General features: G+C 63.8%; 14 protein-coding genes. 7 read left to right on the top strand and 7 right to left on the bottom strand.

The window, feature by feature from the left end; genetic code table 11:
* Window positions 1–26: 26 nt before the first annotated feature.
* From HB375_RS01940 to HB375_RS01930, 3 genes are all read left to right on the top strand, one after another.
* Window positions 27–773, top strand: a complete 747-nt coding sequence (locus tag HB375_RS01940; protein WP_167671260.1) for an SDR family oxidoreductase — start codon at window positions 27–29, stop codon at window positions 771–773.
* Window positions 774–899: 126 nt separating this feature from the next.
* Window positions 900–1,886, top strand: a complete 987-nt coding sequence (locus HB375_RS01935) for a hypothetical protein (RefSeq protein ID WP_167671259.1) — start codon at window positions 900–902, stop codon at window positions 1,884–1,886.
* A 167-nt stretch (window positions 1,887–2,053) separates the two neighbouring features.
* Window positions 2,054–3,076, top strand: a complete 1,023-nt coding sequence (locus tag HB375_RS01930) for a zinc-binding dehydrogenase (RefSeq protein WP_167671258.1) — start codon at window positions 2,054–2,056, stop codon at window positions 3,074–3,076.
* A 10-nt stretch (window positions 3,077–3,086) separates the two neighbouring features.
* On the opposite strand, the gene HB375_RS01925 is transcribed toward HB375_RS01930, so the two are convergent.
* Window positions 3,087–4,106 (bottom strand): glycosyltransferase, encoded by a 1,020-nt coding sequence (locus HB375_RS01925; protein ID WP_167671257.1) that lies wholly within the window; start codon window positions 4,104–4,106, stop codon window positions 3,087–3,089.
* Between the two features lie 208 nt (window positions 4,107–4,314).
* On the opposite strand from HB375_RS01925, the gene HB375_RS01920 reads away from it, so the two are divergent.
* Genes HB375_RS01920 through HB375_RS01910 form a run of 3 tightly spaced genes read left to right on the top strand, consistent with a single transcriptional unit; the run spans window position 4,315 to window position 7,257 of the window.
* Window positions 4,315–5,484, top strand: coding sequence for a glycosyltransferase (locus tag HB375_RS01920; protein WP_167671256.1), 1,170 nt, complete (start codon window positions 4,315–4,317; stop codon window positions 5,482–5,484).
* 55 nt (window positions 5,485–5,539) lie between these two features.
* A complete protein-coding gene (locus HB375_RS01915; RefSeq protein WP_343232336.1) occupies window positions 5,540–6,490 on the top strand; it encodes a lipid A biosynthesis lauroyl acyltransferase in 951 nt (316 codons plus the stop codon).
* A gap of 17 nt (window positions 6,491–6,507) precedes the next feature.
* Window positions 6,508–7,257 carry a DUF1223 domain-containing protein gene (locus HB375_RS01910; RefSeq protein ID WP_246728289.1) on the top strand — a complete coding sequence of 250 codons (750 nt, stop codon included), beginning with the start codon at window positions 6,508–6,510 and terminating at the stop codon, window positions 7,255–7,257.
* A 10-nt stretch (window positions 7,258–7,267) separates the two neighbouring features.
* Here the strand turns inward: HB375_RS01910 and HB375_RS01905 are convergent, their stop codons facing one another.
* The 3 genes from HB375_RS01905 to HB375_RS01895 are packed head-to-tail and all read right to left on the bottom strand — an operon-like array spanning window position 7,268 to window position 9,305.
* Entirely contained in the window at window positions 7,268–7,876 is a 609-nt protein-coding gene (locus HB375_RS01905; protein WP_167671255.1) for a TPM domain-containing protein, read from the bottom strand.
* 2 nt (window positions 7,877–7,878) lie between these two features.
* A complete protein-coding gene (locus HB375_RS01900; protein WP_205800038.1) occupies window positions 7,879–8,664 on the bottom strand; it encodes a TPM domain-containing protein in 786 nt (261 codons plus the stop codon).
* Between the two features lie 38 nt (window positions 8,665–8,702).
* Window positions 8,703–9,305 carry a LemA family protein gene (locus HB375_RS01895; RefSeq protein WP_167671254.1) on the bottom strand — a complete coding sequence of 201 codons (603 nt, stop codon included), beginning with the start codon at window positions 9,303–9,305 and terminating at the stop codon, window positions 8,703–8,705.
* Window positions 9,306–9,438: 133 nt separating this feature from the next.
* Here HB375_RS01895 and HB375_RS01890 point away from each other — a divergent pair, with 133 nt between their 5' ends.
* Window positions 9,439–10,080: a LysE family translocator gene (locus HB375_RS01890; RefSeq protein WP_167671253.1), complete on the top strand. Its 642-nt coding sequence runs from the start codon at window positions 9,439–9,441 to the stop codon at window positions 10,078–10,080.
* Window positions 10,081–10,185: 105 nt separating this feature from the next.
* On the opposite strand, the gene HB375_RS01885 is transcribed toward HB375_RS01890, so the two are convergent.
* The 3 genes from HB375_RS01885 to rlmN all read right to left on the bottom strand — a co-directional run bounded on the left by HB375_RS01885 (window position 10,186) and on the right by rlmN (window position 12,944).
* A complete protein-coding gene (locus tag HB375_RS01885; protein WP_167671252.1) occupies window positions 10,186–10,662 on the bottom strand; it encodes a hypothetical protein in 477 nt (158 codons plus the stop codon).
* Window positions 10,659–11,546 carry a hypothetical protein gene (locus HB375_RS01880; RefSeq protein WP_167671251.1) on the bottom strand — a complete coding sequence of 296 codons (888 nt, stop codon included), beginning with the start codon at window positions 11,544–11,546 and terminating at the stop codon, window positions 10,659–10,661. The genes HB375_RS01885 and HB375_RS01880 overlap by 4 nt, the downstream gene beginning before the upstream one ends.
* Before the next feature lie 81 nt (window positions 11,547–11,627).
* Entirely contained in the window at window positions 11,628–12,944 is a 1,317-nt protein-coding gene (rlmN, locus tag HB375_RS01875; RefSeq protein ID WP_167671250.1) for a dual-specificity RNA methyltransferase RlmN, read from the bottom strand.
* Between the last annotated feature and the right edge of the window lie 21 nt (window positions 12,945–12,965).

Raw genomic sequence — 12,965 nt, 5'->3', positions numbered from 1 at the left:
AGGGGACTTCGTCGGAGCTTTGATCGATGACCCGAGTTTTTGTGACAGGCGGCGGCAAGGGCGTCGGCGCGGCCATCGTGCGGGCGCTTGCGGCTTCAGGCCACGACGTGGATTTCACCTATCGCTCGTCCGGAGACGCCGCGACGGCGCTGGCCGATGAATTGATGGCGGCCCATCCCGGCCGGTCGATCAAGGCGCATGCGCTCGATCTCGCCAACAAGGAGGCCCTGGAAGACTTTTGCGAGAGCATCGAGGGCGAGACTTTCTTCGGCTTCGTGCACAATGCCGGCCAGCCCTATGACGCCCTCGCCGCCATGATGCAGCAGGACAAGGCCGAAGCCGCCATGCAGGTGAACTTCTGGTCGCTCACGCGCATCGCCAAAAGCCTCATGCGGAACATGATCCGCGCGAAGGCCGGGCGCATCGTCGCCATCGGCTCGGTCGCCGCGCTTCAGGGCAATCCGGGCAACGCGGCCTATGCGGCCTCGAAGGGCGCGCTCATCTCCTATTGCCGCACGCTCGCCATCGAAACGGCGAAGCGCGGCGTGACCGTCAACGTCATCGCGCCGGGCTTCATCGACACGGACATGATGGCCCCTTACGCTGCTTATCGCGAGAACATGGAAAAGCAGATTCCGGCCGGTCGCTTCGCCAAGCCGGAAGAGATCGCGGGCCTTACCGCCTTCCTGATGTCTGATCCCGCCGCCTACATCACCGGCACGGTCCTCCCCATTGATGGCGGCCTGACCTCGATGATCGGCGTGCATCGGTAAGAGGTTCTTTCCCGTTAGCTGCCTCTGCCGACAATGATATAAAGGGGCATGATCAGCTACGAAGACATAACGACTCATGGAAGACGCTCTGTCCTTCCTCCTGACCTGCAAAGGGCCGTCGCTCGCTTGGGCGAAGGGCCGGCTCAGGTGGTGGATGAAAAGGCACTTTCAGCGTTTGTCTTCGGTCTCCATAAGCTCCCCGTCGAGGCTTATCCGCAAGCTGCGAAGGAAATCCATCTGAGAGGCCGGCTGTACCATCAGCCCGGTCGAAAGCGGACCCACTTTCTCAGCCTCGTCTGGCCGACAAAGACGGAAAGCGATCTGCTGCGGCAGCATTCGCTTCTGAAGTTTCTCTACCTCTTCCAAGGCAGCGGATATTTGCGCGAGGCGGCCCTCAAGGCCTTCGACGGGCCGCTGGAGAGCCCGTTCCTGGTCGCCTGTGTCGCCTATCGCTTGAACGATTGGGTGAAAGAGGTCCGACAAGCCGCACTCGCATGTGCGGAACGGACGTTCCCCCAAACTTCGCCCGACATCATCGCAACGGCCGCCTTCATTCTGCTCACACGCGTTCGCGATTGGCGTCGGTGGAGCGAAGAGGCTGCAATTCTGGAGAAGACCTTCTCCCGGCCCGATGTCATGGAGCGTTTGGCGCTTCTCATCGCCACCGCCGTCACCGGGCCGACGAGCAAGGCACTCACATTCGCATCGCGCCACGAAGGGATGGACTGTCACCTTCTGCGGATCTCCCTAGAGGCGCTACAACCGTCCGTGCGCTCACTCGCTCTCAGAATTCTCATCGAGGGTCGGACCCTGTGGCCGGAGGGCTTGCAGAAAAAGTGGATCGACAAGTCCATGGGGCATTTCAAGTTGGTTGTGGCCTATGGAGAGCGGATGATCGAGAGGCCCGTCTCTCTTGCTTCCCTGATCACCCAAGGTGCGATGGACAAAACACCCGCCGTCCGCCGGGTAGCGGCGGACGGTCTCGTTCGCCACCGGGCCTCTTTGAAAGAAGTCGATCAGTTGACGCAAAAATTCGCCGCGGACCGAAGCGCCTCTGTCCGGGAGCGCGCGATCTTCATCCTCAAGGAACGGGAAGGGAAGGAGACGCGGTAAGGCCAGGGCGCGTGTGGAGCTTGTCATCCGCCTCTCGGCCCTTTAAGCCGCCGTTTCAAGTGTTTCCCGTCATCGCCGGGCTTGACCCGGCTATCCACGCCTTCTCCGTCATAAGACGTGGATTCCCCGGAACAGGTCCGGGATGATGCCGAATAGGATTTTTGCCCATGCGTTCTCTTCAGCTCTTCGGCGACCGTGACCTTCGCATCACCGAGATGGATGCGCCTCCGCCGCCGGCGGCGGGGGAGGTGCAGATCCGCGTGAAGGCGCTGGCGCTGAACTATCTCGACGTCTGGGGCTTTCGCGGCATGGCGTTCGCCAAGCGCAAGATGCCGCAGGCGGTGGGCGTCGAGGCGTCGGGCGAGATCGCCGCTGTCGGCCAAGGCGTCACCAAGTTCAAGGTCGGTGACAAGGTCACCATGTATGGCGCGGAGACCTGCGGCCATTGCAAGGCCTGTCAAAAGGGTTGGGACAATCTCTGCGAGAACGTCGCGGGGATCATGGGCTTCCATATCGATGGTTTCGCCCGCGAGCTGATCAACCGGCCCGAGCGCCTCGTCGTTCCGGTGCCGCAAAACGTCTCCTTCGAGGATGCGGCCTGCGCGCCCATCGGGTTCGGCACGGTGCAGCACATGCTGTTCGACAACGCGAAACTGGAGCCGGGTGAATCGATTCTCGTCCATGCGGGCGGGTCGGGCATCGGCACGGCGGCGATCAAGATGGCGAAGGCCATCGGCTGCGAGGTCTTCACCACCGTCGGTGACGACGAGAAGGGCGCGAAGGCCAAGGCGCTTGGCGCCGATCACGTCATCAACTACCGCACCGAGCGTTTCGAGGGCGAGGTTCGTCGTCTTACCAAGCGCAAGGGCGTCGACGTGGTGTTCGAGCATGTGGGCGTCGACACCTGGAACGGCTCGCTCCTGTGCCTGAAGCGCGGCGGACGCCTCGTCACCTGCGGCTCGACATCGGGCGTCTCCACCACCATGAACCTGATGCAGCTCTTCCAGCAGCAGTATCGGATTTTCGGGTCCTTCGGCTGCCGGATCGAGAACATTGCCCAGTCGCTCGACAAAATGGCCGCCGGCATGACCCCGGTCATCGATTCGGTCTTCAAGCTCGAAGATTTCCAGCAGGGCCTGGAGCGGCTCGAAAGCCGCAAGGTCTTTGGGAAAGTCGTGGTGACGTTCTAAGGGCGGCGCGTTAGCGCCTCACCACGCGCTCGATCACATCGGCCGTCTCCGCGGCGCGGGCGTCCCAGGAATGGTGGGCAGCGATAAGCTCAGCGCCCGCCGCACCGAGTCGGTCGGCAAGCGCCGGGTCGGCAACGAGCGTGCTAACCGCGCGGGCGAGCGCTTCTACGTCGCCCGAGGGAATCACCAATCCGGCGGGGCCTTGGCGCACCAGATCGGCCATGCCCCTAAAATCGCTGACGATCACCGGGCGGCCGCAGGCCATCATCTCGAACAGTTTGAGCGGTGTGATGCCGTGGGCGGTAATTCCGCTCGGATCGACGGTCGGCACCAGCGCCGCGACCGCGCCGCGAATAAGCGCGGGAAGTTCCTCCTGCGGCACCCGGTCGAGCCACGCGACATGCGGCGGCGCGTTCATGATGCGCGCTTTCAGGCTCGGATCGACCACCGGGCCTGCGAGGAGCAGATCGACGTTCTCCGGCCAGGCGGGCGATTGCACCGCGTCGAGCATCACCTCGATACCGTGCCAGCGCGTCATGCCGCCGAAGAAGAGCACATAAGGAAGGGTTCTTTCTGTCCTCAGCCCGTCGGGCCGGAAGCGCTCCGTGTTCGCGCCGTTGCCGACATGAAATGCACGACCGTGTCCGGCCTCAGCCGAACCCCATTCCACGAGTTGCGGCGTCACTGCGATCAGCGCGTTCGCCCAGCGATATTGCAGGCGCTGCATCCACGACAAAATGCCCCGCAACCGCGCGAATCGCGGATGGGTGACGAAGGCCTCTCCATAGACGCCGTTGATTTCCTGAATCGTCTTCTTGCGCAAAAGCCGCGCGGCGAGCGCGATGGGGAAGGCTGCGAAGTGCGAGCGGAAATAGACCACGTCGGTCTGCAACAGCTTGCCGATGGACGAGGTGATGACGCGCGCATAGCGCGCGAGTTGTCCGCCGAGCGCGTTGCTGCGTTCGCCGTGTTCCGCCTGCAACGTCACCGCGAATCCGCGTCGGATCAGGCCATCGCAAATTTCATGCACATGGGTCGCCGCGGCGCTGCCGGGGACGATGCGCTCGCAACAGACGTACAGAATCCGTGGCTTTTTGGGGGTATCCAGGGAAAAACTCGCGTAATTAAGAGATCGGGCCTTGTACAAACTTGACGCCTGATCGTCGAGTGCTTCACGTTACGTCACTGGACATTGTTGCTTCAGCGGTCTATCGCCCCCGCAAGGATTTTGACCGTTCATGCGAATCGCCGTTCTCGATTTTCATCCCCTTGCCAGCGATTCGCGCGTCCTGCGGACGGCGGAGGCTTTGCATCGGGCGGGGCACGAGGTTCTGCTGATCGGTTACGGACCCGCGCCGAAGAGCGTTCCCTACAAGGTCGCCCTTCTGCCGGACCTGCCGTCGCCCTTCGCAATCCGCGCGGGGATTCTGCTGCGGCAGGTGTCTGCGAACCTGTGGCCCGATTCCTCGCACATCTTCTACTGGTTCCATGAGGGGCGTCGCCGGGCGCGCGAGATCCTGCACGCCTTCAAGCCGGATGCGGTGCACGCCAACGACTGGAACACCCTGCCGCTGGCGCTCGACGCCAAGGCACGTTTCGGCTCGCGGATCGTTTACGACACCCATGAGATGGCGATTGCGGAATATGAGCACAGCCTGAAGTGGCGTCTCGCCGCGTTGGCGCATGTCAAGGCCATCGAGCAGCGCGGCATTCGGGCGGCGGACGCGGTCATCACCGTCAGTCCCGGCATCGCCGAGGCGCTGCAGGAGGCCTATCCCGGGCTTAAGACCCCGTCCGTTGTCAGGAACGTGCCCGATTCGGTTCCGGCCTCGTTCCGTCCGTCCGGATCCGCTATCGACGTGTTGTTCCATGGGCTTTTGCGCGACAACCGCGGGCTGGAGGCCATTATCGATTCCGTGCCGCTTTGGCGCGACGAGTTCCGGCTCGTCTTCAGGGGATCGGCTTCCCCATCTTACCTGGAGGGGCTGAAGGCACGCGCCGCGGCCAGAGGCGTGGAGGCCCGCGTCCGGTTCGAAGCCTCGGTCGCTCCGCAGGATGTGGTGTCCCGCGCGTCAGAGGCCGATATCGGCCTGTGTCTTCTGCCGGATACGAGCCGCCACAACCGTTTTGCGCTCCCCAACAAGCTTTTCGAATATCTCGCGGCGGGCCTTGCGGTCATCACGTCCCCGCTGCCGGATATGGCCGCCATTCTTCAGCACTATGAATGCGGTCGGCTCGTCCCGGTGGACGGGGCCGCCATTGCGAGGGCCGTCAACGGTCTCGACCGGCCGGCCATCGACCGCATGAAGCGCCAGGCCCTCACCGCCGCCGAGGAGTTGAGCTGGGGGCGGGAGCGGCACACCCTGATTTCTCTGTACGACAAGCTGCCGCGCGCCTCCCACCCTTGACGCCGCGCGCCAGTCGCGGAAAGACGCGTTTCCTCTTTCCTGCCAGGACGAATTTGTGGCTCATCATCACCGTCGCACCCGCAGCCTTGTCTCGCGCCTGACCGAAACGGTCATGGTCGGCGTCGTGCGGGGCGTCTTCGTCCTGTCCCGTGCGCTCGGCCCGGAACGCTCGGGCGCGGTGGGCGCGGCGCTGGCGCGGACCCTTGGGCCGCTGCTTCCCGCGCACAAGACGGCGCTAGCCAACATCCGCGCGGTCTATCCGGACAAGACGGACGCCGAGGTGCGGGCCATTGCCCGCGGCGCGTGGGACAATCTCGGACGTACAGGCGGCGAATATCCCCATCTCGGGCGCCTCTTCGACTTCGACCCGGCAAACCCCGTGCCCGGCCGGACGGAGGTGGACGGCATCGAGCATTTCGTCAGCCTTCTGGGAGACGAGAAGCCCGCCATCATCTTTTCCGCCCATCTCGCCAATTGGGAACTGCCCGCCATCTGCGCCGCCCGGTTCGGGCTCGACGCCACGGCGGTTTTTCGCGCGCCCAACGACCCAGCGGTCGCCCGCGTGCTGCACGAGATCCGCAGCGAAACGATGGGCGGCTTGGAGGCCGCGCGTCAGGGGGCGGCTTTCGCCATGCAGGGCGCGCTGGAAAAGGGCGGCCATCTCGGCATGCTCATCGACCAGCACTTTACCCGGGGTGTGCGCGTGAACTTCATGGGCCGACCCGCGATGGTGAACCCGATCCTCGGCAAGTTCGCCCGCCGGTTCGAATGCCCCGTGCACGGGGTGCGGGTGATCCGCCTTCCCAACCATCGTTTCCGGCTCCAGCTCACCCCGCCGCTCGACCTGCCGCGCGACGCGGAGGGTCTCATCGACGTGCAGGGCGCCATGCAGGCCATGACTTCGGTGGTGGAGGGCTGGGTGCGCGAACACCCCGAGCAATGGCTGTGGATGCACCGGCGCTGGCGCGTGCCGGCGGGTGCTCAAGGTAACGTGAGTTCCCTTTAAGCCCGGTTTCGTGTTCCATGGCCGCCATCATGGTCTCACGCCTGACATTGTCCCTGGGCGCCCTCGGTCTGGCCGCTCTGATCCAACCCGCGCTGGCCGATCCGCCGCGCGCCGTCGTGGAACTGTTCACCAGCCAGGGCTGCTCGTCCTGCCCGCCGGCGGATGCGGTCCTGACCGAGCTCGCGGGTCAGCCCGACATCGTCGCCCTGTCCTTCCCGGTCAATTATTGGGACTATCTCGGCTGGAAGGACACGCTGGCACATGCCGCCTTCACGGAGCGCCAGAAGGCCTATGCCCAGGCCCGCAGCGACCGGCAGGTCTATACCCCGCAGATGATCGTCAATGGCACGAAGGGGTGCATCGGCTCGGACCGGGCGCGGATCGAAAAGTCGATCGAGGAATCCAATGCCGGCCGGGCGCATCTGCCCGTCGATGTGGAGCTGAAGGAGCAGAACGGCCTTGTTACCATCGCGGTCGATGGCGCCGTTCCCGCCGACGTGCACCACGCACAGGTCTTGGTGCTGCCGGTGATGCACTCCAAGACCGTGCGCATCGGCAAGGGCGAGAACAGCGGCCGCACGGTCACCTACGCCAACGTGGTACGCGGTGTAACGCGTGTCGGCGAATGGCGCGGCGGCGCGGCGCATTTCGAGGTGCCGCTGGCGACGGCGCGGGGCGACGGCGACGGGTATGTGGTGCTGCTACAGACCTCGACCGATGTTCACCCCGGCCCGATCCTCGGTGCCGCCAAGAGCCACGGCCTCTGAGCCGCGGCCTTTAGATCACGATCACCTTGTTCGGCAATTCGTCCATGTCGTCGAAGCGCGGCGGTGCGTGCCGCGCGAGCAGCGCGCCCGCGCTCTGAACCGCCTCCAGCAGACCGTCGCCGAGCCGGCCTTCCTTGATCGCGCCGGTCAGGTTGTCGATGATTCCCTGCCACGCGCCTGCACCGACCCGGTCCGCGATGCCGGTATCGGCGATGATCTCCGCGTGGCGTTCGGCGAGCGCGACATAGATCAGCACGCCGGTCCGGTCGCGCGTGCGGGTCAGGCCCCGGCCGACAAATTCCCGCGCCGCCGCCTCGCGGGCGCGGGTGCGCTTGATGAAGCGTGGCACGAGCGCATGACGTCGGCTGGGCCAGGACAGAAACAGGCACAGCAGAAGGGCGACGACGAGCTGCACCAAAAAGATGCGCCCGGCGCTTAAATGGGTGATCCAGATCAGCGGCCAGGGCACGAGAAGCGCGCCGATCAACGCCCACACGATGGGGATGGAGCGATAGGTGCTGGCCTGTTCGGCCACGACGACGACAATCTCGCCCGAGGTCTGGCTTTCCGCATCGCGGATCGCATGGGTCAGGCGCGTATGGTCTTCCTTCGAGATCATTGTTACCAGCTCCCCGACGCGCCGCCGCCCCCGGACGAGCCGCCCCCGCCCGAGAACCCGCCTCCGCCGGACCATCCGCCACCGCCGCCCGACCAGCCGCCGCCGGTTGGAATGTACCAGATTCCCCCGCTGCGACGCCCGCGCGGCCCCGCATTCACGGCGCTGGCGTTGAGCAGCCGGTTGATCGTGTAAACGACGATCAGGAACAGGATGAAGGTGATGAACGGATCGAGCGGCGTACCCTCGTCCTGGCGCACCTGCGCGCGCCGCTGCCATTCTTCCGCATCGCCGGTGAGGATCGACAGCATGGCATCGACGCCCGCATTGATGCCGGCGGCAAAATCCCCTTTCTGGAATTGCGGCGCGATGGCGGTGGTGACGATGACCTTGGACAGCGCGTCGGTCAGCGCGCCCTCAAGCCCGTAGCCGACCTCGATACGCACCTTGCGCTCCTTCGGTGCGACGAGAAGTAGCGCGCCGTTGTTCTTGTCCTTCTGGCCGAGCTGCCACTGCCGGAAGAGACGGTTGCCGTAATCCTCGATGGTGGTGCCTTCGAGCGATGGCACGGTCGCGACGACCACCTGATCGCTCGTCTTGTCCTCGTAGGCCTTGAGTTTGGCTTCCAGTGTTACCCGCTGCTCGGGTTTCAAAATGTTTGCCGCGTCGACCACGCGGCCCGTGAGTGGCGGGAAGGTTTGGGCAAGCGCGATGGCGGGAAAGAGGAGGAGAAGGAGGGCAAGGAAAGCCGCTTCGACTTTTCGACCCCCACCCTCGGGCCCTCCCGGCAAGGGGGAGGGAAGTCCGCGTGCGATCACCTTCGCCCCCGTCAGAACTTCACCTGCGGCGGGCGGTCGGAGCCGGCGGTCGCGACAAAGGTCTCCATCGGCTTGGCGCTCGGATAAAGGATCGCGGCGATCCAACGGCCGGGGATGGTGCGAAGCTCGGTGTTATAGACCCGGACCGCCTCGATATAATCACGCCGCGCCACCGCGATGCGGTTTTCCGTTCCCTCCAGCTGCGATTGTAGCGCGAGGAAGTTGGCGTTCGACTTCAGCTCCGGATAACGCTCGACTGTCACGAGCAGGCGGCCGAGCGCCCCGGAAAGCTGGTTCTGCGCGTCCTGATACTGACGGAACTTTTCCGGGTCCGTGACAGTGGAAGCATCGACCTTGATCTGGCTCGCCTTCGCGCGCGCTTCCGTCACCTGCGTCAGTACCTCGCGCTCCTGCTGGGCATAGCCTTTCACGGTCTCGACCAGGTTCGGAATGAGGTCGCTGCGACGCTGGTACTGGTTCTGCACCTCGCTCCAGGCGGACTTGGCCTTTTCCTCAAAGGTCGGCACGTTGTTGATGCCGCAGGCCGAGAGGCTGACAGCAAGACCCAATCCGACCAGAACGGCGCGCAGTCGAAGAGGGAGAAACGTTAGCATGATCGGTAGTCCTCGATTCGTCCGGCGGAACCCTTGAAGCCATGACATGGGGCAACGCTCCGCCTTCGCCAAGCGGTTTTTCCAGTGATAAGGTGGCGCGCCCTCCGTTATTGCCAGGCTTGAAGGATCGACGATGAGTTTTCTGCCCGACCTTGGAACGCTCCTGACCTATTCGCTCGCCTGCACGGTTCTGTTCATCACGCCGGGGCCGGACATGAGCCTCTTCCTCGCCAAGACCATGGCCGGAGGGCGAAGGGCGGGCATGGCCTCCATGCTCGGTGCGATGACCGGATGCTGCTTCCACACGCTGCTTGCCGCGCTCGGCCTCTCGGCGCTGCTCGCGGCATCCGTCACGGCCTTCACCGTGCTGAAAGTTGTCGGTGCGCTTTATCTGCTCTGGCTCGCGTTCGATGCGGTGCGCAACGGCTCGGCGCTCAACCTGAAAGATGACACCAAGGCCGAGGTTTCGCTGACCAAGACATTTTTGGTCGGCGTCGGCATCAACCTGACGAATCCGAAGGTTGTGCTGTTTTTCGTGACCTTCCTGCCGCAATTCGTGCACGCGGGCGATCCGAACGCGTCGGAAAAGCTCGTGTTTCTCGGGCTCTATTTCATCGCGCTCACCGCGCCGATGGCGGCCGTGATGATTCTCGGCGCGGAAAAGGTGATCGCGCTGCTCCGCCGCCGCCCGAAGGTGATGCGCGCCATCGACTATTCGTTTGCCGGTCTGTTCTCGGCGTTTGCGGTGAAGATTCTGGCGGCTTCGGCGCGGTAAGACATCGAGATGCTACCGTAAATTTCCTCCCCCACGGATCTCGGGTGTTCCCGAGATCCGCAGTGCCCATCGCAAGTCGGGAACACCCGACTTGCGATGGGGGAATTACCGTGGTGTATCGCGGCCTCTGCCCGTATCCCGCCCCGCGACCAGCCAATAGACCAGGCCCGTCACCGCTCCGGTGAGCCCGAGCACGGCGCTCACATGCAATTCGCCGGGCGCGGCGACGTGAGCCGAGCCGCGCAAAATCCACGGTACCGCCGCGGTCAGCACGCCGGTTGCGCCCCCATACCAGATGAGGCTACGCGCCCGCACCGCCTCGCCAATGACGGCGACGAGAAGGGCCGGAAAGACAAGAAAAATAAAGATCAGCCGCCCGATCCCCGACAAGGCGTGCGCCACGACGAGGCCGGGATCGTCGGCGGACACGATCGCATCGAAAAACTTCGAGAGCCCCACAAACAGCGTCTCGCCGGTCAGGGTCGCCATGACCGGATCGACGATAGAGGCGAGGAAGAGAAAGAAGCTGCCTGCGCCGATGGCGATGAGGAGGGCGAACGGGATGAGGAGCCAGCGGATCATTGTTGGGCTATAGCATGCGCGGCCTTAGATGGCCGCCCGATGGCGATACGCCAATAGATCCAGCCGCAGATGGCGCCGGATGGAATCATTGTGCCGACCAGCGTCAAGAGCAATTTCCTTTCTGATCCGGGAAACATCTCGGCAAGAACATAGATCGGCATACACGCGAGGACTGCGCCGCCGAACAAATATATCCAGCGCGACCGCCAGCCCATCCATGCGCCAATCAATGCGGCCAGGAGGGCAATGGGGAAAAGCGTCACCGCGGTCACATTCACCGCAGTTGCGGTCGCTTGCGCCAATCGGTTCGTGATGAATAGAAAATCCTTTGTCCAGCGCCCGCCAATCACAAACTCGAACTCGGCTAGGAGCCATAGAGTTCCGGTGAGAAAGGGAGCGGCCAAAGTTGCAACAGCGGCCGCTCTTGCGACGCGGAGGAATTTTTCCGTGGCGTTTTGCCGTGCCCTTTGTTGCTTCCCGGCGAGGAAACCGTAACCCAGTCCACCGAGACCGCCGGCCACAAAACCAGCCACACCAACGAGGATGCGCGTCTCGGCCACGACAAAGCGGGACCAAAACGTATCCGAGACCGCTAAAATGCCCCCCAACAAAGCTCCGATGACGGCTGTTTTCCAAAGGGGCTGATGCGGGTGGCGTGTTAGGAAACGGGCAGCGAGGGCGGCACAGAGAAGGATCGGCAGCGCGTAAACGATCAGATCATACGTACCATCTAGCATTGCGTTCGCGAGAGCGAGCGCTGCGCTTGGACTTCGCTCAGTGCCGGACAGAAAAGCGAGCATCTCTCTGAGAAACAGCGTTGTGAGCGACAGCAGGTACGAGAACCCGGCGGTTGCTCCCAGCAGCGCGAAAAAATGCCGCTTCATGATCTTCTCCGGACTAAGACTCCAGATCAGATGTTATTCTATTATAAAGATCAAGAACCGCTTGAGGCACTTGGAGTCAGGTTACTCCCCATCCCCCAGCGCATACACACCCTCCGCCCCGATGCCCTGTTCGAGCATCATGCGGGCGCGGGCGCGCAGTTTTTCCGTCTCGCTCTTGAGCTGGCCGCAGGCCGCGAGAATGTCACGGCCGCGCGGGGTGCGCACGGGAGAGGCGTAGCCGGCGCGATAGACGATCTCGGAGAAGCGCTCGATGCGCTCCCAATCCGAGCACTCGTATTTCGAGCCGGGCCAGGGATTGAACGGGATCAGGTTGATCTTGGCCGGGATGCCCTTGAGCAGGCGCACCAATTCGCGCGCATCAGCGTCGGAATCATTTACATCTTTCAGCATCACGTACTCGAACGTGATGCGGCGGGCGTTCGACAGGCCGGGATAGGCGCGGCAGGCGTCGAGCAATTCCTTGACGTCGTATTTGCGATTGATCGGCACCAGCACGTCGCGCAGGTCGTCGCGCACCGCGTGGAGCGAAATCGCGAGCATCGTGTTGGCTTCCGCACCCAGACGCTCCATCTGCGGCACGACGCCGGAGGTCGACACCGTGATGCGGCGGCGCGAGAGCGTAAGACCCTCGCCGTCCGACATCACATCGATGGCGGCAATCACGTTGTCGGTGTTGTAGAGCGGCTCGCCCATACCCATGAACACGATGTTGGACACGAAACGTCCGCCATCGGTCGGAACGAACGCGCCTTCCGGCGGCGTCGCATCCGGCCAGTCGCCGATGCAGTCGCGAGCGACGATGAGTTGCGCCACGATTTCCGCCGAGGTCAGGTTGCGCACGAGGCGCTGCGTGCCCGTGTGGCAGAACGAGCAGGTGAGCGTGCAGCCGACCTGGCTCGATACGCAAAGCGTGCCGCGATCGACCTCGGGAATATAGACGCACTCGATCTCTGCGCCCTTGTCGAGCGGGCCGGTCGAGGGCATGCGGATCAGCCATTTGCGGGTGCCGTCCTTCGACACCTGCTCGGAGACGACCTGCGGACGCGCCAACGTATAAGCCTCGGTGAGCGCCGCACGCAGGCCCTTGCCCACATTGGTCATCTCGTCGAATTGCTTCGCCCCGCGGAAGTAGATCCAGTGCCAGAGCTGCGCCACGCGCATCTTGTGCTCGCGCTCAGGCACGCCGATAGCCGCAAGCTTGTCCTTCAACTCGTCGCGGGTCAGGCCGACGAGCGACGTCTGGCCTGCAGCCGAAACCGTGATTTCCGCCTTCTTCTCAATGGCAAGCGCGTCGCGCCCGGCCGCACGCGCGTCGTCGGTCACGGCCTGCGGGGTCGCGTTCGGGTTGTGCTTGGCGATGTCGAGCACCGTCGCCATGGGAAATCTCAGCCTTGAAAG

Origin of the sequence: Microvirga terricola (assembly GCF_011777495.1) — a bacterium.
GTDB lineage: Bacteria > Pseudomonadota > Alphaproteobacteria > Rhizobiales > Beijerinckiaceae > Microvirga > Microvirga terricola.
This window is presented reverse-complemented; position numbering and strand designations above follow the sequence as displayed.